This is a genomic window from Mesorhizobium sp. M0217, from assembly GCF_040321955.1.
GTDB lineage: Bacteria > Pseudomonadota > Alphaproteobacteria > Rhizobiales > Rhizobiaceae > Mesorhizobium.
The window spans coordinates 91,728-113,836 of the sequence record NZ_JAMYSN010000018.1; the positions used below are offsets into that span (position 1 = coordinate 91,728).

The 22,109-nt window shown below is 64.0% G+C and carries 24 protein-coding genes and 1 tRNA gene; 16 read left to right on the forward strand and 9 right to left on the reverse strand.

All coding sequences use genetic code 11. The features are described 5' to 3' along the window. Nucleotides 1–16: 16 nt before the first annotated feature. Nucleotides 17–862, forward strand: a complete 846-nt coding sequence (locus NKJ18_RS24220) for a fumarylacetoacetate hydrolase family protein (RefSeq protein ID WP_023693126.1) — start codon at nt 17–19, stop codon at nt 860–862. 81 nt (nt 863–943) lie between these two features. Here NKJ18_RS24220 and NKJ18_RS24225 read toward each other — a convergent pair whose 3' ends face one another. Beyond that, entirely contained in the window at nt 944–1,963 is a 1,020-nt protein-coding gene (locus NKJ18_RS24225; RefSeq protein ID WP_023806229.1) for an LLM class flavin-dependent oxidoreductase, read from the reverse strand. Nucleotides 1,964–2,303: 340 nt separating this feature from the next. On the opposite strand from NKJ18_RS24225, the gene msuE reads away from it, so the two are divergent. From msuE to NKJ18_RS24250, 5 genes are read left to right on the forward strand one after another with little or no spacing between them, the layout of a single operon-like run. Beyond that, nucleotides 2,304–2,861, forward strand: a complete 558-nt coding sequence (msuE, locus tag NKJ18_RS24230) for an FMN reductase (RefSeq protein WP_023689213.1) — start codon at nt 2,304–2,306, stop codon at nt 2,859–2,861. A 55-nt stretch (nt 2,862–2,916) separates the two neighbouring features. After that, complete coding sequence (locus tag NKJ18_RS24235) at nt 2,917–4,293, forward strand: LLM class flavin-dependent oxidoreductase (protein ID WP_352760012.1); 1,377 nt, start codon at nt 2,917–2,919, stop codon at nt 4,291–4,293. 24 nt (nt 4,294–4,317) lie between these two features. Next, on the forward strand, nt 4,318–5,166 hold the full coding sequence (locus NKJ18_RS24240; protein ID WP_023683543.1) for an ABC transporter permease: 849 nt from the start codon (nt 4,318–4,320) through the stop codon (nt 5,164–5,166). A 40-nt stretch (nt 5,167–5,206) separates the two neighbouring features. Then, nucleotides 5,207–6,205 (forward strand): ABC transporter substrate-binding protein, encoded by a 999-nt coding sequence (locus NKJ18_RS24245; protein WP_023671310.1) that lies wholly within the window; start codon nt 5,207–5,209, stop codon nt 6,203–6,205. Nucleotides 6,206–6,229: 24 nt separating this feature from the next. Beyond that, on the forward strand, nt 6,230–6,994 hold the full coding sequence (locus tag NKJ18_RS24250; protein ID WP_023671311.1) for an ABC transporter ATP-binding protein: 765 nt from the start codon (nt 6,230–6,232) through the stop codon (nt 6,992–6,994). Between the two features lie 48 nt (nt 6,995–7,042). Here NKJ18_RS24250 and NKJ18_RS24255 read toward each other — a convergent pair whose 3' ends face one another. The 3 genes from NKJ18_RS24255 to NKJ18_RS24265 form a co-directional block, all read right to left on the reverse strand. Then, complete coding sequence (locus NKJ18_RS24255; RefSeq protein ID WP_023829347.1) at nt 7,043–7,432, reverse strand: hypothetical protein; 390 nt, start codon at nt 7,430–7,432, stop codon at nt 7,043–7,045. A gap of 102 nt (nt 7,433–7,534) precedes the next feature. Beyond that, nucleotides 7,535–7,610, reverse strand: a tRNA-Ala gene (locus NKJ18_RS24260). 173 nt (nt 7,611–7,783) lie between these two features. After that, nucleotides 7,784–8,176 carry a TIGR02300 family protein gene (locus NKJ18_RS24265; RefSeq protein ID WP_023683538.1) on the reverse strand — a complete coding sequence of 131 codons (393 nt, stop codon included), beginning with the start codon at nt 8,174–8,176 and terminating at the stop codon, nt 7,784–7,786. A 206-nt stretch (nt 8,177–8,382) separates the two neighbouring features. Here NKJ18_RS24265 and aroA point away from each other — a divergent pair, with 206 nt between their 5' ends. The 5 genes from aroA to NKJ18_RS24290 all read left to right on the forward strand — a co-directional run bounded on the left by aroA (nt 8,383) and on the right by NKJ18_RS24290 (nt 13,946). Next, entirely contained in the window at nt 8,383–9,741 is a 1,359-nt protein-coding gene (gene aroA / locus NKJ18_RS24270; protein ID WP_023725957.1) for a 3-phosphoshikimate 1-carboxyvinyltransferase, read from the forward strand. 59 nt (nt 9,742–9,800) lie between these two features. Continuing rightward, the gene (locus tag NKJ18_RS24275; protein ID WP_352760016.1) at nt 9,801–10,304 is read left to right on the forward strand and encodes a hypothetical protein; all 504 of its coding nucleotides are present in this window, start codon (nt 9,801–9,803) and stop codon (nt 10,302–10,304) included. A gap of 26 nt (nt 10,305–10,330) precedes the next feature. Then, entirely contained in the window at nt 10,331–10,975 is a 645-nt protein-coding gene (gene cmk / locus NKJ18_RS24280; protein ID WP_352760019.1) for a (d)CMP kinase, read from the forward strand. A 204-nt stretch (nt 10,976–11,179) separates the two neighbouring features. Further along, on the forward strand, nt 11,180–12,877 hold the full coding sequence (gene rpsA / locus NKJ18_RS24285) for a 30S ribosomal protein S1 (RefSeq protein ID WP_023703671.1): 1,698 nt from the start codon (nt 11,180–11,182) through the stop codon (nt 12,875–12,877). Nucleotides 12,878–13,124: 247 nt separating this feature from the next. Continuing rightward, entirely contained in the window at nt 13,125–13,946 is an 822-nt protein-coding gene (locus NKJ18_RS24290; protein WP_023746537.1) for an MOSC domain-containing protein, read from the forward strand. Between the two features lie 137 nt (nt 13,947–14,083). Here the strand turns inward: NKJ18_RS24290 and NKJ18_RS24295 are convergent, their stop codons facing one another. The 4 genes from NKJ18_RS24295 to NKJ18_RS24310 all read right to left on the reverse strand — a co-directional run bounded on the left by NKJ18_RS24295 (nt 14,084) and on the right by NKJ18_RS24310 (nt 18,066). Next, entirely contained in the window at nt 14,084–14,791 is a 708-nt protein-coding gene (locus tag NKJ18_RS24295; RefSeq protein ID WP_023739672.1) for an SDR family NAD(P)-dependent oxidoreductase, read from the reverse strand. Nucleotides 14,792–14,978: 187 nt separating this feature from the next. Beyond that, nucleotides 14,979–16,559, reverse strand: coding sequence for a 5-guanidino-2-oxopentanoate decarboxylase (locus tag NKJ18_RS24300; RefSeq protein ID WP_023695923.1), 1,581 nt, complete (start codon nt 16,557–16,559; stop codon nt 14,979–14,981). Further along, nucleotides 16,556–17,224 carry a TetR family transcriptional regulator C-terminal domain-containing protein gene (locus NKJ18_RS24305; RefSeq protein WP_023725953.1) on the reverse strand — a complete coding sequence of 223 codons (669 nt, stop codon included), beginning with the start codon at nt 17,222–17,224 and terminating at the stop codon, nt 16,556–16,558. The genes NKJ18_RS24300 and NKJ18_RS24305 overlap by 4 nt, the downstream gene beginning before the upstream one ends. Continuing rightward, nucleotides 17,194–18,066, reverse strand: coding sequence for a dimethylarginine dimethylaminohydrolase family protein (locus tag NKJ18_RS24310; RefSeq protein ID WP_023732643.1), 873 nt, complete (start codon nt 18,064–18,066; stop codon nt 17,194–17,196). The genes NKJ18_RS24305 and NKJ18_RS24310 overlap by 31 nt, the downstream gene beginning before the upstream one ends. Between NKJ18_RS24310 and NKJ18_RS24315 the strand changes: the two genes are divergently transcribed. The 5 genes from NKJ18_RS24315 (at nt 17,993) to NKJ18_RS24335 (ending at nt 21,647) form a co-directional block, all read left to right on the forward strand. Then, nucleotides 17,993–18,148 (forward strand): hypothetical protein, encoded by a 156-nt coding sequence (locus NKJ18_RS24315; RefSeq protein WP_196815015.1) that lies wholly within the window; start codon nt 17,993–17,995, stop codon nt 18,146–18,148. The genes NKJ18_RS24310 and NKJ18_RS24315 overlap by 74 nt on opposite strands. A gap of 144 nt (nt 18,149–18,292) precedes the next feature. Then, on the forward strand, nt 18,293–19,108 hold the full coding sequence (locus NKJ18_RS24320) for an ABC transporter ATP-binding protein (RefSeq protein ID WP_023671322.1): 816 nt from the start codon (nt 18,293–18,295) through the stop codon (nt 19,106–19,108). A 54-nt stretch (nt 19,109–19,162) separates the two neighbouring features. After that, nucleotides 19,163–19,963, forward strand: a complete 801-nt coding sequence (locus NKJ18_RS24325) for a transporter substrate-binding domain-containing protein (RefSeq protein ID WP_023671323.1) — start codon at nt 19,163–19,165, stop codon at nt 19,961–19,963. Nucleotides 19,964–20,124: 161 nt separating this feature from the next. Beyond that, nucleotides 20,125–20,838, forward strand: coding sequence for an ABC transporter permease (locus NKJ18_RS24330; RefSeq protein WP_196813869.1), 714 nt, complete (start codon nt 20,125–20,127; stop codon nt 20,836–20,838). After that, the gene (locus NKJ18_RS24335) at nt 20,838–21,647 is read left to right on the forward strand and encodes an ABC transporter permease (protein WP_023815970.1); all 810 of its coding nucleotides are present in this window, start codon (nt 20,838–20,840) and stop codon (nt 21,645–21,647) included. Before NKJ18_RS24330 ends, NKJ18_RS24335 begins: the two co-directional genes overlap by 1 nt. Here the strand turns inward: NKJ18_RS24335 and NKJ18_RS24340 are convergent. Beyond that, nucleotides 21,644–22,109, reverse strand: a 466-nt coding sequence (locus NKJ18_RS24340) for an integrase core domain-containing protein (RefSeq protein ID WP_352760023.1), incomplete at its 5' end; no start/stop codon positions are given. The genes NKJ18_RS24335 and NKJ18_RS24340 overlap by 4 nt on opposite strands.

Genomic DNA, 22,109 nt, shown 5'->3' on the forward strand with positions numbered 1-22,109 from the left:
CAATTTGGAGAGCAAGATGAAACTGCTGCGCTATGGCGAGATAGGGAGCGAACGCCCCGGCCTGCTCGATGCGGATGGAACGATCCGCGATCTTTCGGGTCATGTCACCGACATTGCTGGCAAGGCGCTCGATCCGGCGTCGCTCGAGACATTGTCGAAGCTCGATCCGAACTCGCTGCCGGCGGTTTCCGGCAAGCCGCGCCTCGGCGCCTGCGTCGCCGGCACGGGCAAGTTCATCTGCATCGGCCTGAATTATTCCGACCATGCCGCCGAAACCGGCGCCACCGTGCCGCCGGAGCCGATCATCTTCATGAAGGCGAGCTCGGCCATTGTCGGCCCCGACGATGATGTGCTGATCCCGCGCGGCTCGGAAAAGACCGACTGGGAGGTTGAACTCGCCGTGGTCATCGGCAGAAAAGCCAAATATGTCAGCGAGGCCGATGCGCTGGATTATGTCGCCGGCTATGCCGTTGCCCATGACGTGTCCGAGCGCGCCTTCCAGGCCGAGCGCCAGGGCCAGTGGACCAAGGGCAAGAGCTGCGACACGTTTGGTCCGACCGGGCCGTGGCTTGTCACCAAGGACGAGGTTGCCGATCCGCAGAACCTCAAAATGTGGCTGACGGTCAACGGCAAGACGATGCAGAACGGCTCGACCAGGACCATGGTCTACGGCGTCGCCTATCTCGTTTCCTATCTCAGCCAGTTCATGTCGCTCCACCCCGGCGACATCATCTCCACCGGCACGCCACCCGGCGTTGGGCTGGGCATGAAGCCGCCGGTGTTCTTGAAGGCTGGCGATGTGGTGGAACTGGGCATCGAGGGGCTCGGCCAGCAGAAGCAGACCTTCAAGGCGGATGCCTAGCCGCCTCTTCCCTTAGAGCGTTTCACCGTTTGCCGGCGAAACGGTCTATCTCTTTGTTTGCCCGGCGGCTGGCGCCTCTTGTCAGCGCCAGCCGAGAGCTGGCGCGACGTGCTTCAGGATCGCCTCGATGACGTGGGCGTTGTACTCGACGCCGAGCTGGTTGGGGACGGTCAGAAGCAGCGTGTCGGCCTCGGCGATCGCTTCATCCTCTTTCAGCTGCTTGACCAGCACATCGGGCTCGGCGGCATAGGAGCGGCCGAAGACGGCAAGCTTCTCAGGCTCGATATAGCCGAAATGATCTTCGCTGCTGCCGCCGCCGAAATAAGCGCGGTCGCGGTCGTTCACCAGCGCAAAGATGCTGCGGCTGACCGACACGCGCGGCTCGCGTGTATGGCCGGCTTCCTTCCACGCCGCACGATAAGCGCGGATCTGTTCGGCCTGCTGGATGTGGAGCGGCTGGCCGCCCTCATCGAACTTCAGCGTCGAACTTTGCAGGTTCATGCCGAGCTTGCCCGCCCATTCGGCGGTGGCGTTGGTAGCGGCGCCCCACCAGATCCGGTCGCGCAGGCCGGCCGAGAACGGCTCGAGCCGCAGCATTCCCGGAGGATTGGGGAACATCGGCCGCGGATTGGGTTGCGCGAAACCTTCGCCGCGCAGCACGTCCAGAAACACCTCGGCATGGTTGCGCGCCATGTCGGCATCGCTTTTGCCGTCCTGCGGCACGTAGCCGAAGTAGCGCCAGCCGTCGATCACCTGCTCCGGCGAACCGCGGCTGATGCCAAGCTGCAGCCGGCCACCGGCGATCAGGTCGGCAGCACCCGCATCCTCGGCCATATACAGCGGATTCTCATAGCGCATGTCGATGACGGCGGTGCCGATCTCGATGCGGCTGGTGCGGGCGCCGACCGCGGCCAGAAGCGGAAACGGCGAAGCGAGCTGGCGGGCAAAATGATGGACGCGGAAATAGGCGCCGTCCGCGCCCAGCTCCTCGGCGGCGACGGCCAGGTCGATCGACTGCAGCAGCGCGTCGGACGCCGAGCGCGTCTGCGATTGCAACGAGGGCGACCAATGGCCGAAGGAAAGAAAGCCGATCTTCTTCATGCGCGTATCCTGTTCTTTGATTGCAGTTGCCTACTTCGTCGCCCACGCGATTGGGTTCAATCGACACTCACACAACGCAGTGTCAATGCCGCCGGCCCTTGACGGTATCGCGACGATACCCATCGGTGCGCAAAGGACCAAGGCCATGGTCCCCGGCGATGCCTTGCGCGACCGCGTCAGCATCTGCCGCGGCGCTTTTGGGGCCAAATGAACCAACCAAAGGCGATGTACCGCAAACTCCATTCGCTTCAGAGCCCGGTTTTGAAATCTTCTCGCTCATTTAATTCTACAAAATCGGTAGGCTTAATCCGGATAGTGCGTTTGCGAGAAGGAGCCTCGGATGTCAAAAAAGCTGGTGGTGGGGTTGTCCGGCAACCTGACCCGTCCGTCCAAGACGAAGGCATTCGTCAGCCACATCGCCGGTGAGGTGGCGAGCCGGGCCGGCTCGGCTTTGAGCGTTTTCGACATCGAGGATCTCGGCCCGTCCTTTGCGCCTGCAAGACAGCTTGGCGATCTCGATCCGGCGGCGCGCGGTATTATCGAGCAGCTGCTCGGCGCCGACGTGCTGGTGGTCGGCTCCCCGACCTTCAAGGGCAGCTACACCGGGCTGTTCAAGCACTTCTTCGACCTGCTCGACCCGTCGTCGCTGCGCGGCAAGCCGATCATCCTGGCGGCAACAGGCGGCGGCGAGCGTCATTCGCTTGTCGTCGAACATCAGTTGCGGCCGTTGTTCGGCTTCTTCGAGGCGCAGACCCTGCCGACCGCGATCTACGCCTCGGACAAGGACTTTGCCGATGGCGTGCTGGTGTCCGAGACAGTCAAGGCGCGAGCCCGGCAGGCGGTCGCCGAGGCATGCCGGGTGGCGGGCGTGCCCTACAGCGTCGTCCTTGCCGCCTGAAACCACGATCCGCGACGCAATATTCCATCCCGCATAGACCAGAAGGACGCCTGCAATGACTCGAGCCAGCAAGTCCGATAGCAGGCCGCGGCAGATCAAGCTCGGCGCTTTCCTGCCCGGCGGCGGGCAGCATATCGCCGCCTGGCGTCATCCCGATGCGCCGGCCGACGGCGCCACCAATTTCGAGTTCCACAAGAAGCTGGCGCTGACCGCCGAGCGCGGCCTGTTCGACGCCTATTTCCTGGCCGACAACCTGACCGTCGGCCACGGCGCCCGCGAGGGCGGCAACGCCAAGATCGCCGGCTTCGAGCCGGTGACGCTGTTTGCGGCGCTGGCGCCGCTGACGACGCATCTCGGCTTCATCGCAACGGCGTCCACCACTTATGAGGAGCCTTACACGCTGGCGCGCAAATTCGCTTCGCTCGACCTGTTGTCGAACGGCCGCGCCGGCTGGAACGTGGTGACCTCGGCCGGCGACGAAACGGCACGCAATTTCAACCGCGACGTCCAGCCCAGCCATGCCGAGCGCTATGCCAGGGCGCATGAGCATGTCGAGACGGTCAAGGCGCTGTGGGACAGCTGGGGGGATGACGCCTTCATCCGCGACAAGCAGTCGGGCCGTTTCTACGACAAGGACAGATTGCACGACATCGACCACAAGGGCGAGCATTTCAGCGTCAAGGGTCCGCTCAACGTGCCGCGCCCGGTGCAAGGACATCCGGTTGTCGTACAAGCGGGGCAGTCGGAAGACGGCCGTGGGCTTGCCGCGCACTCGGCCGAGGTCATCTTCACGGCCCATCAGAAGCTCGAGACGGCGCAGGAATTCTACCGCGACATCAAGGCGCGCGTGGCTGAAGTCGGCCGCGATCCCGACCAGGTGCTGATCATGCCGGGCGTCGCGCCCTTCGTCGGCCGCACCGAGGACGAGGCCCGTGCCAAATACCAACAGCTTAACGACCTTATCCTGCCCGAGGACGGTGTCGCCCTGCTCAACGGGCTGGCCGGCCAGACGCTCGACATCAGGGGCTATCCGCTCGACGGCCCGTTGCCGCCGAGCAAGGAAACCGAAGGCATGAAAAGCCGCCAGGCGCTGATCCGGCAGATTGCCGACGAGCACAATTTCAGCATCCGCCAGCTTTACCAATGGGTAGCGACGGCGCGCGGCCACTACACCATCGTCGGCAGCGTCACGCAGGTCGGCGATCAGCTGGAGGAATGGTTCACCAGCGAGGCGGCCGACGGCTTCAACATCCTGCCGCCCTGGCTGCCCGGCGCGCTCGACGATTTCGTCGACCTGGTCATTCCCGAGCTGCAGCGGCGCGGCCTGTTCCGCACGGCTTACGAAGGCCGCACGCTGCGCGAGAATCTCGGTCTCAGGCGCCCGGAAAATCCATGGACCGTCGCCCGCTCGACCGTCCTTGCCGCCGAATGACCTTGGCATCGAAGGGGTGAAGCAATGACGTTGCAGCACATCGATCGGCAAATCACGGTTCGCCGCAGTGGTGGCGAAACCGGGCTCGGCACCGACTTTCTGCGCCTCGGCGGCCGGGCTGCTGTTCGCTTCCTGAAGCGCTACGGCGTGCTTGCCGGCTTCCTGGCGCTCTGGCAGGTGGCGAGCAGCGTCGGATGGGTCAACGCGGCGGTGCTGCCGCCGATCGACATGATCGTCGAAGCGCTCTGGAAGGGGCTTGCCGGCGGCAGCCTGCTCGGCGACATCGCCATCAGCCTGCAGCGCGCCGGCATCGCCTTTGCCGCAGCCGTGGCCGTCGCCATTCCGCTCGGCCTGTTCATGGGCCAGGTGCGCCCGGTCGAAACCGCGCTCGATCCGATCCTGCAGGTGTTCCGGCAGACCTCTGCACTGGCGCTCTACCCGGTGTTCATCCTGCTCTTGGGACTTGGCGAGACCTCGAAGATCTTCGTCATCTTCTGGGCGACGCTGTTTCCGCTGCTGCTCAATACCACCAGCGGCGTCAAGGAAGTCGATCCCAAGCTGCTTGAAATGGCGCGCGTCTATGGTGCGAGCCGGCTCACCGTGTTTCGCCGCGTCGTACTGCCGGGCGCCGTGCCGTCGATCTTCGTCGGCTTGCGGCTGAGCGCCACCACGGCGCTGCTGCTGCTGATCGCGTCCGAGATGATCGGTGCCAACAAGGGCATCGGCTTCCAGGTGATGAACGCGCAGTACAATTTCCAGATCCCGCTGATGTTTGCGGCAATCGTCATCCTCGCCGGGCTTGGCCTGATCGCCAACCAGGCGTTGGTCACCCTGCAGCGGCGGCTCTGTCGCTGGAGCAATCCTGTCAACTGAGCAGTCCGCCCCTCACCGTTTACCTCACAAGGACCCGATCATGAAAATCACCCGCCGTTCGCTGCTTGCCGGCGCGCCGCTTGCCGCCGGCCTCATCGCCGCCGGCCTGCCGCGCCTGGCCTTTGCGCAAGCCGCAGCCGTCAAGTTCCGCTACCTCGCCAGCCGTGGCAGCATCTCCCCGCACGAGCTGGCCGACGAGCTCGGCTACTTCAAAGGGCTCGGCGTCGAGCTGGAGAATGTCGGCTATTCCTCGGGTGGACCGGAATCGCTGTTTGCGCTGTCTTCCGGCAGCGTCGACATCGGCTCGGCCGCCACCGCAGCGGTGATCAACTCGATCTCCGGCGGCAACGACTTCGTCGCGGCGTATCCGAGCAACGGCATCAACAAGGATGTGAAGAGCGTCTTCTACGTGCTGGAAGACAGCCCGATCAAATCGATCGCCGACATTGCCGGCAAGACCATCTCGGTCAACACGCTCGGCGCTCATCTCGACTATACGGTGCGTGAGGCCCTGCACAGCGTCGGCCTGCCGCCGACCGCCGCCAACCTCATTGTCGTGCCCGGCCCGCAGCTTGAGCAGACGCTGCGCTCGCGCCAGGTCGACATTGCCGGCCTCGGCTACTGGCAGGCGACCTTTGCCGGCGCGCTGGTCGCCAACGGCGGCGTGCGCGGCGTGTTCGACGACACCCAGGTGCTCGGCGAACTCGCCGGCGGCTTCGTCGTACTCAGGCGCGACTTCATTGCCGCCAACCCGGATGCGGCGCGCAACTTCGTCGAACAGTCGGCGCGCGCCTCGGACTGGTCGCGCCAGAACCCGGACGAAGCCCGCAAGGTGCTGGCCACTATCCTCGACAAGCGCGGCGAAAACGGCGATCTCGCCCGCTACTGGACCGGCTTTGGTCTGCGCGAAGGTGCGCAGGCGACCGATCGCGACATCGACTTCTGGGTCGCCGTGCTGGAGCGAGACGGCCGTCTGGCCAAGGGCAAGCTGAAAGCCGCCGACATCCTGTACCGGCCCGGCGAAACCAAGATCAACTGAGCTTTGAAATAGCTGAGAGACAAGATGGCCGGTTCCAACCGTGGCGGAGAGGTCTCGATCCGCGACCTGTCCAAATCCTTCAGCCTCGGCGGGCGCCAGCTTGCCGTGCTGCGGACGCTCAACCTCGACATTCGTTCGGGGGAATGCCTGGTCATCGTCGGCGCCAGCGGCTCCGGCAAGACCACGCTGCTGCGTATTCTGGCCGGGCTGGAGGCGGCCGACAGCGGCGGTGTCGCGATCGACGGCCAGCCGGTGCATGGCGTCGGCGCCGAGCGTGCCGTGATCTTCCAGGAACCGCGGCTGCTGCCGTGGCTGAGCGTGCTCGGCAATGTCGCGTTCGGCCTCGAAGTGCGCGGTGTTCCCAAGAGGCAGGCCGAGGAACGCGCCCGCTTCTACGTCGCCCTGGTCGGCCTTGCCGAATTCGCCGATGCTTTTCCGAGCCAGCTTTCCGGCGGCATGGCGCAGCGCGTCGGCATCGCCCGGGCGCTCACCGTGCAGCCCGAGATCCTCCTGCTCGACGAGCCGCTGGGGGCCCTGGACGCCATGACCAAGATCGGCATGCAGGAGGAACTGGCGCGCATCTGGAGCGAGGAGAACGTCACCATGGTGATGGTCACCCACGATCTGGAGGAGGCGATCTATCTGGCTGACCGGGTGCTGATCCTGCCCAAGGAGAAAGGCGGCGCGGCGCGGTTGATCGACATCGACCTGCCACGCCCGCGCGAGCGCAGCGAGAGCCGCTTCGTGCGCTATCGCGAAGAACTGCTGCGCGAATTCGGCCTGCACTGATCGGGGAAGGGGCCAGCCGTGGCTCCCCCGGAAGATTAGCTCTCGCGATTATTGCTTGGTGAACGTGCCCGTATAGGTTCGGTCGGCAAGCCCATAGGTGACGGCCAGCGTTCCGTCCGCCTGAATGACCGCGCTGACGTCCGCGCCATTGGGAAGGCGCCGCAGTTTCAACGTGTTGCCGAAAATCTTGCCTTCGCCGTCGGCCACGCCCGGTTTGTTGTCGGCGACATCGCCCCAGGCATAGGTGGCGGTGACATTGCCGCCGCGCGTAATCGTCAGCACGGCGAGCTTGCCGTCATACATCCCGTCCAGCTGTCCGCCCCATATGCCGGAAAACGCGACATATTTGGCCGGGACGCCTTCGCCGGGCGGCATAACCCGCACGGATGGATCGAGGACCGCCGCACCATCAGGAGCAGAGATCGCGGCAGGGTCCATGGGCTGAGGTGCGGGCGCTGGCGGCGGCGATGATGGTTCAGGCGCCGACTGGCAGGCGACAAGCATGAATGCCGCGAAACCGAGCGTCGGAAAGAGACTGTTTGGTGGAGCCAATCGGGATCGAACCGACGACCTCTTGAATGCCATTCAAGCGCTCTCCCAACTGAGCTATGGCCCCACTCCGGCAGTCAGCCGTCGCCGTTGCCGGCGAGAGGTCCGGCGCGGGTTTCAGGACCGCGCCGTTTAGTGCAGGCGGCTTCTAACCCCGCCTTCCCTGAAGATCAAGCCTTCGAGGCCCGCTTTTTCATCATAGCCCGTGAACGCCGCTAAATGCATGCGTTCGAAGCGTTCCTAGACTTCGTCGTCGTCGTCGCCGACGCCGATCATGTCGGCGACGTCGTCGTCTTCTTCCTCTTCGTCGGCAAGGAAAGTATCGTCCTCATCGTCGCCTAGATCGACATCGTCCTCGTCGTCGCCCAGGTCGGGAAGCTCGTCGCCGGCCTTGACGTCTTCGTCGGCCTCTTCAAGCGAGACGACTTCAACGCCTTCTTCTTCCTCGGCGTCCACTTCCTTCTCGGCCACTTCCTCTTCCTCTTCGAGGGCGGCGATCTTGCCGTCCTCGAAATAGGAACGCGGATACGTCTTGCCCGTATAGGGCGAGACGATAGGGTCCTTGTTCAGGTCGTAGAATTTTCGGCCCGTTTCAGGGTCGACACGCTTTGTGCCAAGTTCGTTTTTTGCCACGTCAAGCCTCGTCAGTAAAAGAGTGGTCCCCTTAACCACAGTTTACCGCGCTGTCAAAGCGAAAAGCCGGCGTCACAAAACCAAGCACTGAAAGGCCTCGCGCCAAGCGACGACCATGGGGATGACCATTCGTGCCCGCCGTGATACGAGACCGCCGCAACAAATGAAAAGCGCCGGTGCGCCGGCATTCCGTCCAGGGAAATTCCATGTCTCACGCCGCCGCTGCCAAGCCGGCCACCGCCCGCAAATCATCCGCCCTTTCCGGCACCGCTCGCGTGCCGGGCGACAAGTCGATTTCGCACCGTTCCATGATGTTCGGCGGCCTTGCCTCCGGCGAAACCCGCGTCACCGGCCTGCTCGAAGGCGAGGATGTGATGCGCACGGCGGCCGCCATGAAGGCGATGGGCGCGCATATCGAGAAGCGCGGCGCCGAGTGGGTGATCCGCGGCACCGGCAATGGCGCGCTGCTGCAGCCGGAAGGCCCGCTCGATTTCGGCAATGCCGGTACCGGCTCCCGCCTCACAATGGGCCTCGTCGGCACTTACGACATGGAAACGACCTTCATCGGCGACGCATCGCTGTCGGGACGGCCGATGGGCCGCGTGCTCGAACCCTTGCGCCAGATGGGCGTGCAGGTGCTGAAGGCGACGCCGGGCGACCGCATGCCGATCACGCTGCATGGGCCGAAACACGCCGCACCCATTACCTACCGCGTGCCGATGGCCTCGGCGCAGGTGAAGTCGGCCGTGCTGCTGGCAGGCCTCAGCACGCCCGGCATCACCACCGTGATCGAACCGGTGATGACGCGCGATCATACCGAAAAGATGCTTAGGGGATTTGGCGCCAATCTCTCGGTCGAGACCGACGAGCGCGGCGTGCGCCACATCTTCATCGAGGGCCAGGGCAAATTGACGGGGCAGACCATCGCCGTGCCCGGCGACCCCTCCTCGGCCGGCTTCCCGCTGGTCGCGGCACTGATCGTGCCGGGTTCGGACATCGTCATCGAGAACGTGCTGATGAACCCCACCCGCACCGGCCTGCTTCTAACGTTGCAGGAAATGGGCGGCCAGATCGACATCTTGAACCCGCGCAATGCCGGCGGCGAGGATGTTGCCGATCTGCGCGTGCGCTACTCCGAGCTCAAGGGCGTCACCGTGCCGCCCGAGCGGGCGCCGTCTATGATCGACGAATACCCGGTGCTGGCTGTTGCCGCGAGCTTCGCCGAGGGCGAGACGTTGATGCAGGGGCTGGAAGAGCTGCGGGTGAAGGAATCCGACCGACTGGCAGCGGTTGCCAATGGGCTGAAGCTCAACGGCGTCGACTGCACCGAAGGCGAAGCTTCGCTCGCGGTGCGCGGAAAGCCCGGCGGCAAGGGGCTGGGCGGCCATCCCAATGGCCAGGACACGACGGTGCAGACGCATCTCGACCATCGTATCGCCATGAGCTTCCTGGTGATGGGGCTGGCAACGGAAAAGCCGGTAACCATCGACGACGCCGCAATGATCGCGACGAGCTTCCCGGAGTTCATGGGGCTGATGACGGGGCTGGGCGCGGAGATTGGGTGATTTTCCCTGTCTCAATGTGCAGTATTCGTGCTTGAGAGTGCAATGTCGGAATCGCGGCAATGATGGGCAGGCAGGTCAATTTCTGGTTATCAGACAAAGATCAAACTGAGCTTCAGTCCATCGTGCTTTCAAAGGGGGTATTCGCGGTGATCAACAGCCAGTCGAAGACCCCCGCACCCTCGCTGAAAGAAAAATTTGAACGAGTGCACCCGGGCCGTAAGGTCGAGGGCTTTCATCTCGTTCCCAAGGCACTGAGGGAGGAAATTGTTTGGAAGCACAATCCATACAACGATACGTATGATCCCGATCTCAGCCGCTCATCTGTGATACAGTACAACCCATCCCGGACCGAAGGCAGTTCAATTTTTCAGGGCCGATTTTATTTCCAAGCGCGCGACTTCGACGATCTTGGGCAGTTGATAGAGAAGCATGCGGCATTCATCAAGATTGGCGACGCGCTGCTACGCCTGGTGCGGAAAAATCTAAATCATCTGCACAGTGGTTTTTACGCTGGAAATGAAGCTCTGAAGCTGAAAGATGCGGGTTTCCAGTTTCGATCCTGATAGCAGCAAATCTTCGAGGTCGCGAATTGCCGTTCACCATCGCCATCGACGGCCCGGCCGGCGCCGGCAAGGGCACGCTGGCCCGGCGGCTCGCCGACCACTACCGCCTCAACCTGCTCGACACCGGCCTCACTTACCGCGCCGTTGCCTATGCGCTGCTTCAGTATGCGCTGCCGCTCGACAATGTCTCGGCGGCCGAAACCGCCGCGCGCCAGGTCGACCTGGCACAGCTCGACCGGGCGGTGCTGTCGGCGCATGCGGTTGGCGAGGCGGCCTCGAAGGTCGCGATTTACCCTACCGTCCGGCGCATCCTGGTCGAAAAGCAGCGCGATTTCGCCAGGACACCGCCAGGCGCGGTGCTCGACGGGCGCGACATCGGCACGGTCGTGTGCCCTGACGCCGACATAAAGCTCTATGTGACGGCGAGCGCCGAAGTGCGGGCGCAGCGCCGGCTGGCCGAGATCGAGAGCATCGGCGGCACCGCCGATTTCGCCGAAATCCTTGCCGATATTGTGCGCCGCGACGAGCGCGACATGGGCCGCGCCGACTCGCCGCTGAAGCCGGCGGCGGACGCGCACTTGCTTGATACCTCCGAAATGGCTATAGAGGCCGCGTTTCTAGCGGCCAAAGCGATCATCGACGACGCCCTGGCCAAGAGAGACAAAGCCTGATCCAGGGTTTTCCCGCTCCACCGATTGCCGGAAGCGAAGAAAATACCCATATCGGGCACGAACCAGCCTGCCAGCATTCTTCATGCGCCGGAATTGCCGCTTAGGCGGCCCAGGGCTTTTGTAGCCCGGAACGCCGGCAGGCCAACGCAACGCTAACCCACGGCGCCCGTCCCGCAAGAGATGCGGGGCACTCCAGGAGAAAATATGTCAGCTGCAAATCCCACTCGCGACGATTTCGCGAGCCTGCTCGAAGAATCATTTACCGCCGGCCACTCCGGCGAAGGTCAGGTCGTCAAGGGCACGATCCTGGCGATCGAAAAAGACATGGCCATCATCGATGTCGGCCTCAAGGTCGAAGGCCGCGTGCCGCTGAAGGAATTCGGCGTCAAGGGCAAGGACTCGACGCTCAAGGTCGGCGACACGGTCGAGGTCATGGTCGAGCGCATCGAAAACGCGCTGGGCGAAGCCGTCCTGTCGCGCGACAAGGCCCGCCGCGAAGAGAGCTGGGTCAAGCTCGAAGAGAAGTTCACCAAGGGTGAGCGCGTCGAAGGCGTCATCTTCAACCAGGTCAAGGGCGGCTTCACCGTCGACCTCGACGGCGCCGTGGCCTTCCTGCCGCGCAGCCAGGTCGATATCCGCCCGATCCGCGATGTCTCTCCGCTGATGCACAACCCGCAGCCCTTCGAGATCCTCAAGATGGATCGCCGCCGCGGCAACATCGTGGTGTCGCGCCGCACCGTGCTCGAGGAAAGCCGCGCCGAACAGCGTTCGGAAATCGTGCAGAACCTCGAAGAAGGCCAGGTTGTCGAAGGCGTCGTCAAGAACATCACCGATTACGGTGCGTTCGTCGACCTCGGCGGCATCGATGGCCTGCTGCATGTCACCGACATGGCATGGCGCCGCGTCAACCACCCGACCGAGATCCTCAACATCGGTCAGACGGTCAAGGTGCAGATCATCCGCATCAACCAGGAAACCCACCGCATCTCGCTCGGCATGAAGCAGCTCGAGAGCGATCCGTGGTCCGAGATCGGCACCAAGTTCCCGATCGGCAAGAAGATCAAGGGTACCGTCACCAACATCACCGACTACGGCGCGTTCGTCGAGCTGGAGCCGGGCATCGAAGGCCTCATCCACGTTTCGGAAATGTCGTGGACCAAGAAGAACGTGCACCCCGGCAAGATCCTGTCGACGACACAGGAAGTCGACGTTGTCGTGCTCGAGGTCGATCCGGCCAAGCGCCGCATCTCGCTCGGCCTCAAGCAGACGCTGGAAAACCCGTGGCAGGCTTTTGCCGCGAGCCATCCGGTCGGCAGCCAGGTCGAGGGCGAGGTCAAGAACAAGACCGAGTTCGGCCTGTTCATCGGCCTCGAAGGCGACGTGGACGGCATGGTGCACCTTTCCGACCTCGACTGGACCCGTCCGGGCGAGCAGGTCATCGAAGAGTACAATCGCGGCGACATGGTCAAGGCGCAGGTGCTCGACGTCGACATCGACAAGGAGCGCATCTCGCTCGGCATCAAGCAGCTGGCCAAGGATACGGTCGGCGAAGCCGCGACTTCAGGCGAACTGCGCAAGAACGCTGTCGTCACCTGCGAAGTCACCGGCATCAAGGATGGCGGTCTGGAAGTGCGGCTGGTCGACAGCGGCATCGAGACCTTCATCAAGCGCAACGACCTCAGCCGTGACCGTGACGAGCAGCGCCCCGAGCGCTTCTCGGTCGGCCAGAAGCTGGACGCCCGCGTCATCGCCTTCGACAAGAAGACCCGCAAGCTGCAGGTCTCGATCAAGGCGCTGGAAATCGCCGAAGAGAAGGAAGCCGTCGCACAGTACGGCTCGACCGACTCCGGCGCTTCGCTGGGCGACATCCTTGGCGCCGCGCTGAAGAAGCAGGGCAGCTAAGCCGCTTCGCGCGCAGCGCGTAAGTCGCTTCGCGCAAGCGTAAACCTCGGCTGCGCCTCACGCGCGGCTTGAACAAGAAGACCCGCGGGCCGCAAGGCTCGCGGGTTTTTTCATGCTCGGCGACGCGGTTGGCACAAGACAAAGACGGCGGAACCCTTCAATTCCGCATGCGCGGCTGTAGGCTCGGCTGTCGTTGCAGACGTAAACACGGAAGTCCGGCCCTTCGGGCAACAGGGAAGCATGCGCGATGAAGGTCGTCGAACTCTATCGCTATCCGGTCAAGAGCCTGCGCGGCCATGCCGTGCCGAGCGCCGACATCGAGACAATGGGCATGGAAGGCGACCGCCGTTGGATGGTGATCGACAAGGATGGGCAGTTCCTCACCATTCGCCAGATACCTGATATGACGACGATCGACGTCGAGCATCGCGGAACGGGCATCCTGTTGAAACATGACAGGCATGGCTCGCACTTCGTCGAGGCACCGGCTCCCGGCACCGCGCTCCGGCAAGTCAAGATCTGGAAGGATATGGTTGCCGCGCGGCCGGGCGATCCGGCCGCCGGCGCCTATCTCTCGGCTATTCTTGGCCGGCCCGTCGATCTCGTCTATTTCGACGATCCGCGAAACCGGCCGGTCGATGCGGAATTCGGCCAGCCTGGCGATTACGTCGGCTTTGCCGACGGTTTTCCGCTGCTGATCGCCACGACGGGCTCGCTGAACCATCTGAACAGCCATCTTGGCAGGCGCATCGAGATGGCGCGGTTCCGGCCAAACATCGTCGTCGACGCAGACGGCGCATGGCTCGAAGACAGCTGGAAGACGATCCGCATCGGCGCTGTCGAGTTGCGCATCGCAAAGCCCTGCTCGCGCTGCGTCATCACCACCCGAGATCCGTTGAGCGGCGAGCAGCCGGACCCGCGCGAGCCGTTGCAGACGCTTGGCAAACTCCACCGCTCCGCCAAGGGCGGCATCATCTTCGGCCAGAATGCCATTCCCAACAACGCCGGCACGATCGCCATCGGCGACGCAGTCGAGGTCGTGGAAGCGGGGGTCTCGAACCTGACGTAGTCGCAGCCCTTCTAATGCCGTGGAGGCGTCGGCGGGTCGCCATGATTGAATGGCCAACCTCCGCTGTAGATCAGGCGAGGTCGGCAAAGGCCGCCATCGGAAGCCAAACCAAATGAGCCGCTCTGCGCGGCGGAACTTCAGGCGCGGCCGTAGAGCGGCGCCAGCGTTCCGCTCATTGCCAGATTGGCCGGTGATGCCAGATAGGCGATTGCCTCGGCGGCGGCTTCGAGGCTGACCCATCTGCCGAAATCGGCGTCCGGCATGTCGGCGCGGTTGGCTGGCGTATCGAGCGTCGAGGGCGCCACCGCGTTGACCAGTATGCCTTTGTGCTTCAGCTCTTCCGCCATCGCCACGGTCATCGCCGCCACCGCCGCTTTGCTGGCGGTATAGGCGACCATGCCGGCGCCTCGGCGCGGGTCGAGCCCAGCACGCGCCGTGACATTGACGATGCGGCCTGCAGTGGCCGAGCCAAGCATGGAGCGCACCGCCGCGCGGCAGCACAGAAAGGCGGTGCGGGCGTTGGTGTCCATCATTTCGGCAAAGGATGCGGATTCGATTTTCTCGACGGGGGCCATGGCAAAGCCGCCGGCCAGATGGATGGAGGCCCACAATTCGGGAACGCTGTCATAGAAGGCATCGACCTTGGCAGGATCGGCGAGATCGACATTATGCGCCAGCCGGACGCGATCATGGGCCGCGAAGGGGAAATGCGTGGGGGCCGACGCGTGGGCATTGGGCACATGGCAGATCGCGCCGTCCGCCAGCAATTTGCCGACGACCGCGGCACCCAGCGCCCCGGTGCCACCGGTCACCACGATATGCTTGCCCTGAACTGTTTCCGTCATCCTGGACGCTCCTGTCGTTTCTTATGATTATGTCGCTTGTCGTGCCGCGCCGACGCAGAGCGTCGCGCCTTTTGCACGATCACTCAACCGACATCTCGACATGGCAGTTGTTGCGTCTTTGCATCGCTCGAAGTCGCCGACCGCCCCCTTCTGACCCGCGCATTGACGTAAAGCGCGCGGTCAAGCGTCAGTCGATGGTGATTTCGACGACGTGAGGCATGCCCGTTGCGCGTGCGCGTTTGAGCGCATCGGCGAGACCGGCAGTACCGGCAAGCCGTTCGGCTGATATGCCGTAGGCCTCGGCCAGCTTGCAGAAATCCGGCGGCGCCGGCGACACGCCGACCGGCTCGACGCCGACATCGAGCATCGACGTTTCGATCTCGCGATAGCCTCTGTTGTTCCAGACGACGAAGATGACCGGTGCGGGTGCATCGAGCGCCGCGCCCAGCTCCGGCAAGGTGAACTGGAAGCCGCCGTCGCCGGTGAGGCAGACCACCGGCACGCCGGGCATGGCAAGGGCTGCGCCGATCGCCGCCGGTGGTCCGTAGCCGAGCGCGCCGAAACCGGTGGCGGCATTGAACCAGCCGCCTGGCCGGTCATGGTCGTAGTAAAGGTTGGCGGCGTAGATCGGCTGGGTGGAATCGCCGACGATGATGGCGCCCGGCAGCGCGTCGCGAATGGTTTCCACCGCACGCACCTGCGCGGCATAGGCCGGGCTGAGCTCGGCAAAGGCCGCCTTTCTCGACGCGGCTGCGCGGCTCTCGCCGTCCTTCGCCGCGGCATGATCAGGGTGGAGCGCGCCAAGCAGTGCGCCAAGCGCCTCCGCGCAATCGGCCTGGATGCCGACGCTCACCGGGCGGCGGGCGAGCTGGTCGGCGCCGATATCGATGCGGATCAGATTGGCGGGCAGCACGAAGCCGCCATCGCTGTAACCGTCATAGTCGGTCGGGCCGAATTCGGTGCCGGCGGCGATGACCAGATCGGCGTCTGCCATCAGCGCACGCACCGCCTTCAGGCTGGGGCTGGCCGGCACGCAAAGCGGATGTGCATGCAGCAGACCGCGCGCATTGGCGGTCTGGGCGACAGGCGCGCCGAGCCGCTCGGCCAAAAGCTGCAATGGCTGTTCGGCGCGCTTGGCGCCGCCACCGGCAAGGATCAGCGGCCGGCGCGCGGCTGCGATCAGCCTGGCTGCCTCGGCAATGGCCGCGCCATCCGGCGCCCGCGGCGCTGCATTGGTGAGCGAAGCAGCGATGCCGTCGGCCGGTTTGACCATGACGTCGGTCGGGATCTCGATATGGACGGGGCCCGGCCGCGACGACGAAAACAGCGCGAAGGCCCGCGCCAAAGCGCCAGGCAATTCGCTGGCCTCGGTGACACGCTGCGAAAACAGCGCCACCTTCTCCATCATGCCGCGCTGGTCCGGCAGTTCGTGCAGGAAGCCCAGCCCCTTTCCCAGCGTCGGCATCGCGTTGACGCCCGAAATCACCAGCATCGGCACCGAATCGGCGCGCGCCTGGCCCATTGCGGTGATGGTGTTGGTCAGCCCCGGTCCGGTGATGACAAAGGCAACGCCCGGCCGGCCGCTGGCACGGGCATAGCCGTCGGCCATGAAGCCGGCGCCCTGTTCGTGACGCGGCGTGACATGGCGTATCTTTGAACGCGCCAGCCCGCGGTAAAGCTCGACAGTGTGGACGCCAGGAATGCCGAAAACGGTGTCGACGCCATGCGCTTCGAGCAGCGTGATCAGCGCTTCGCCGATGGTGGTCATGGCTTCTCTCCCTTTTGCGGCGCGAGGCCGAGCTCGGCCTCTATGGCTTTGACGCCGATCGCCGCCAATTCGCCAGGCGAGAACATCTCTGCGGCCAGACAGCCTTCGATCCAGAGCCCGTCGATGATCGCGTTGATGGCAATGGCATGGCGGCGCAGCTCATTTGCGTTTGGCCTGCGCTGCTCGGCGCCGAGCACTTCGGCAACGACTGCTTCCACCTCGTTGCGAAAGCCAAGATAGCCTTCGCGGTGGGCGCGAGCCAGGCTCGGATCCGCGCCGGCGCGGCCGATGAAGGTTGCCCACAGCGAAAACACGCGTGCATCGATGATCGGGGCGTTGAGGTTGGCGGTAACGAAGGCCGCAAGGCGCTGGCGCGGCGCGGCGTCTTCCATGAGCAATGCTGCCTTCGCCTGCTCGGTCATACGGCCCATCAGCGCCGCGTACGCTTCCTGCAGCAAGTCTTCCTTGCCGGGGAAATAGTGCCGGATCAGCCCCGCGGTGACGCCGGCGCGCAGTGCGATGGTGCGCAGGCTGGCGCCCTCCAGCCCATGTTCGGCCACGCTGTCCAGGGTCGCGTCGATCAAATCCTGCCGCCGCCGCTCCTCGCCCTCGCGGCGGAACTTGCGGCGCTCATTCATTGCCGCAGGATGGGCCGCGTCAGGCATGTCGGCCCACCTTCGCAGGCGATGCAGAGGGCATCCGCCTCGAAGATTTGAACCGTGCAGCCGGCGGCTTCCATCGCGGCCCTGGTCTTGGGAAAGCCGGCGACGGCAATGACCTTGTGCGGGCTGGTCGGCAGCACGTTCAGGCTGAGGCCGTTGGACGCGGCAAACTCTTCGGCGTCGCCTTCCACCAGCCGGATGCCGCGCGCCTTCAGCAACTGATAGAACGGCGCCGGCAAAAGCGGTGAATAGACCAGGGCCAGGTCGTCGGCCAGCGGGCTGATCACCGACATCAGATGCAGGCACGCCTCCTCGCCCTGCCACAGCGGCAGATCGAAGCCGTAGACGGAAATGCCGAGCGGCGTCAGCAGGTTGGAAACCTGCTGTATGCCTTCCTGGTTGGAGCGCACCCCGCGCCCGATCACCAGCGTGCTGGCATCCAGCCATACGCAATCGCCGCCTTCGACCTGGCCGGGAGCCTGGACGCGGCCGAGGATGGGAATACCCAGGCGTGTGTAGGTTTCCTCATGCAGTGATGGCTCCCGGGCGCGCAATGGCTTGCCCATGGACAGGATCAGCGCGCCGCGGTCGGTCATCAGCGACGGGTCGTGGGTGAATACGGAATCCGACAGCCCGTCGGCCTTGTCATCGATCCATTCGATTTCGGCGCCGGACGCCGTCACCAGCTCAGCGAGAGCCGCGTGCTGCGCCGCCGCTTTCGCCGGGTCGAAACCCGGGCCATAGTGCCAGGTAGCCCGGTCGGCACCGCGCATGGCATTGGCCGCCGACCGCATCAGCACGCGCCGCAACGGCGCCGCCATGGATTGTGATCCGAAAGCGCTCATCAGTGCCCTTTTCAATGCCGTGTTCAAGGTGAAAAAAATGGAAAAATTTTCATCGGAGGCTATTTATACACTTGCACAATAAGGCCGCAAGTGCCGTAATGAGCGGGATTGACGGGCTCGCGCTGTTGGGTCCATGCTGAAGTCTGGAGTGGGCATTACAGCGTATGTTGATTAGCCGGATAGACGTTCGACGATCTGCCGTGGACCCTGTGGCAGAGGTTCCCCGGTGAGCGCGGCGGGAACCGCCGCAGTCCAATCCGGCAAGGCGCAGGACGGCGCCGCCGAAGCCATCCATGTCGAGAACCTGCACAAGAAATTCGGCCATCTGCATGTGCTGAAAGGCGTTTCGCTGTCGGCGCGCGACGGCGAGGTGATCGCCATTATCGGCGGCTCGGGTTCCGGCAAGTCGACGCTGCTGCGCTGCATCAACTGCCTGGAAAACCCGACCAGCGGCATCATCCGCGTCAATGGCGAGGAGATCAAACTCAAGGCCGACAGCCACGGCCACACCGTGCCCGCCGACCGCCGGCAGATCGAACGCATCCGCGCCAAGCTCGGCATGGTGTTCCAGAACTTCAACCTGTGGAGCCACATGACGCTGATCGAGAACGTCATCGAGGTTCCGGTGCATGTTCTGGGCGTCAGGCGCGACGTGGCGATCAGGGAAGCCGAAAAGCTTTTGGCGCGCGTCGGCCTGGCCGAAAAGCGCGACGTCTATCCGGCCTATCTCTCGGGCGGCCAGCAGCAGCGCGCGGCGATCGCCCGCGCCCTGGCCATCAACCCGCGCGTCATGCTGTTCGACGAGCCGACCTCGGCGCTCGACCCGGAGCTGGTCGGCGAGGTGCTGAAGGTGATCGGCGACCTGGCGCGCGAGGGCCGCACCATGGTGCTGGTCACGCATGAAATGAAATTCGCCCGCGAGGTCGCGACCCATGTCGTCTACCTCTGCAACGGGCTGGTCGAGGAAGAGGGGCCGCCGGAGCAGATATTCGGCGCACCGAAATCCGAAAGGCTGAAGCAGTTCATCCGCAACATCGGCTAGGACAAGCCGGGACGGAAGAAAACCGGGAACCAACAACAAACTGGGAGTCGTGACATGAAGACTGTTCTGAAAACATTCGCCGCAGCGCTGCTGCTCGGCGTTGCCGCCATGGGCGTGGCCAAGGCCGATCCGGTCAAGATCGGTGTCGCCGCCGAGCCCTATCCGCCCTTCACCTCGCCGGACGCTTCCGGCAAATGGGTTGGCTGGGAAATCGAGTTCATCGACGCCGTCTGCGCCGAGGAGAAGCTCGACTGCGTCATCACGCCTGTCGCCTGGGACGGCATCATCCCGGCGCTGACGACCAAGAAGATCGACGTCATCGCCAGTTCGATGTCGATCACCGCCGAACGCGAGAAGACCATCGACTTCTCGGATAAGTACTACAACACGCCGACCGCCATCATCGGGCCGAAGGACCAGAAATTCGGCGCCACGCCGGACGATCTCAAGGGCAAAGTGCTCGGGGTGCAGGTGTCGACCACCCATTCGGCCTATGCCAAGAAGCATTTCGGCCCCACGGCCGCCGAGATCAAGGAATACCAGACGCAGGACGAAGCCAACAACGATCTGGCCGCAGGCCGCCTCGACGCCGTCCAGGCGGATTCGATCGCGCTCGACGCATTCCTGAAGTCGGACCAGGGCAAGGCCTGCTGCGATCTGAAGGGCATGGTGGCTCCGGACGATGAAGTGCTCGGACCGGGCGTGGGCGCCGGCGTGCGCAAGGAAGACACCGACCTTAAGGCCAAGATCAACGCCGGCATCAAGGCGATCCGCTCGAACGGCAAATATGACGAGATATCGAAGAAATACTTCGATTTCGACATTTACGGTGGTGGCGGCGCGCAGTCGAACTGACGATCCTCGCATGAGCTGAGGGGCATGGCGCCAACGCCATGCCCCTCCTGCCCGACCTTTCCCAGACATGCTTGCCGCCGGCGCTGCCGACGGCGGTGGTTGGACCCAGCAATCCGGGGGCGACGCTGATCGACGCACTTCTTTCGGCCTCGGCGGCCGGCATCATAGAACTTCTCTCGCCCAATCCGCCGGGCTGGGGCGGCACGCTGTTGCTTGGGCTGCTCCATTCGATCGAGATCGCGCTCGGCGCCACGGTCCTCGGTCTTCTGATCGGCACCGGTGGCGCCTTTGGCAAGCTCTATGGCGGTCCTGTCGTGCGCGACCTGCTGGCGGTTTACACCACCATCGTGCGCGCCGTGCCCGAACTGGTGCTGATCCTGCTGCTCTATTATGCCGGAACAGACCTGATCAACCAGGCGCTGACCGCTATGGGCTACCAGCGCGTCGACATCAGCGGCCTTGCCGCGGGCATCGCCGTGCTCGGCTTTGTCCAGGGCGCCTATTCGACCGAAGTGATCCGCGGCGCCATCCTGGCCATACCGCAGGGCCAGATCGAAGCCGCCCGCGCCTATGGCATGTCACCCGGGCTCATGCTGCGGCGCATCACCTTGCCGGCAATGCTGCCCTTCGCCATACCCGGGCTCGCCAATCTGTGGCTGATCGCCACCAAGGATACGGCCCTTCTGGCGGTCGTCGGCTTTTACGAACTGGCGCTGGCGACGCGGCAGGCGGCGGGCGTCACCAAAGCCTATTTCACCTTCTTTTTCGCCGCGGGCGTGCTCTATCTCATCTTGTCGCTGGTCTCCAACCTGCTCATCGGCCGCCTCGAGGCCTGGTCGCGGCGCGGTATGCCGTCGCTCAAGGATGCGCGCTGATGGCCGGAGAAGCGACCATCATCAACGCTGCCGCGCGCACGTCGCTGTGGCTGCAGCCGCATCGCATCGTGCTGATCCTGGTCGCGATCGCGCTGGTTTTCGGCGCAGCCTTCTTCATGCGCTGGGATTGGCTGCCGCAATATTATGAAATGGGGCTTCTCGGCATCTGGCGGTCGCTGTGGATCCTGGCCGTCACCTGCTTTCTCGGCTTCCTGCTCGCCGTGCCGCTCGGGCTCGCGCAGGCCGCCGGCCCGTTCTGGTTTTCCGCGCCCGCCAGGACATTCTGCACCGTCATCAGGGGCACGCCGCTGCTGATCCAGCTATGGCTGCTCTATTACGGGCTGGGCTCGCTGTTTCCGCAATTTCCCTGGATCCGCGAATCCTGGATGTGGCCGTATCTGAGGCAAGCCTGGCCTTATGGCGTGCTGGCACTGACCTTGTCCTTCGCCGGCTATGAGGGCGAAGTAATGCGCGGCGCCTTTGCCGGCGTGCCGAAGGGGCAGTTAGAGGCGGCCCGCGCTTTCGGCATGAGCCGCTGGAAGATTTTCCGCCGCATCTGGCTGCCGCAGGCCATCTACCGGGCGCTGCCGACGCTGACCGGCGAAACCGTGCTGCAGCTGAAGTCGACGCCGCTGGTGGCGACGATCAGCGTCATCGACATCTTCGCAGTCTCGTCCAAGGTCCGGCAGGACACCTACCTCACCTACGAACCCTTGCTGCTTTTGGCGCTGATCTACATGATCATCACCGGCATACTGGTGTTTGCATTCAGCAAGATCGAAGCGCGCATACCGAACAAGGTGGGCTAGGTGTTTAGTCCCAAGGTTTGATGGGTTGGATCGAGCCTGAATCGTTCGGGCTCTTTTGTCCAGATTTTGCAGATGTATTCAAAGGGCGTGAGGCCCTTGAGGGTCTTCAGTCGACGGCCGAAATTATAGGCTAAGACGAAATCGGCGAGATGCTGGCGCAGTTGGTCATGGCTCTCGTAGTAGAAGCGTTTGACGGTCGCATCCTTGATCGTGCGGTTCATGCGTTCGACCTGGCCGTTGGTCCATGGGTGCCTTGGCTTTGTCGTTCGGTGGTCGATATCGGCCTTGGCGCAAGTATGTTCGAAGGCGTGCGCCCATATGATTTCTCCCGCCGCCATGGCTTCCTTGATCAGCGGAACGGCCGAGCCGCCGGCACCTGGGGTCGTGAACTGAATGCCGTTGTCGGTAAGCACTGTGTGGATCTTGTAAGGGACAGCATCAAGAAGATGGCGCAGGAAATCG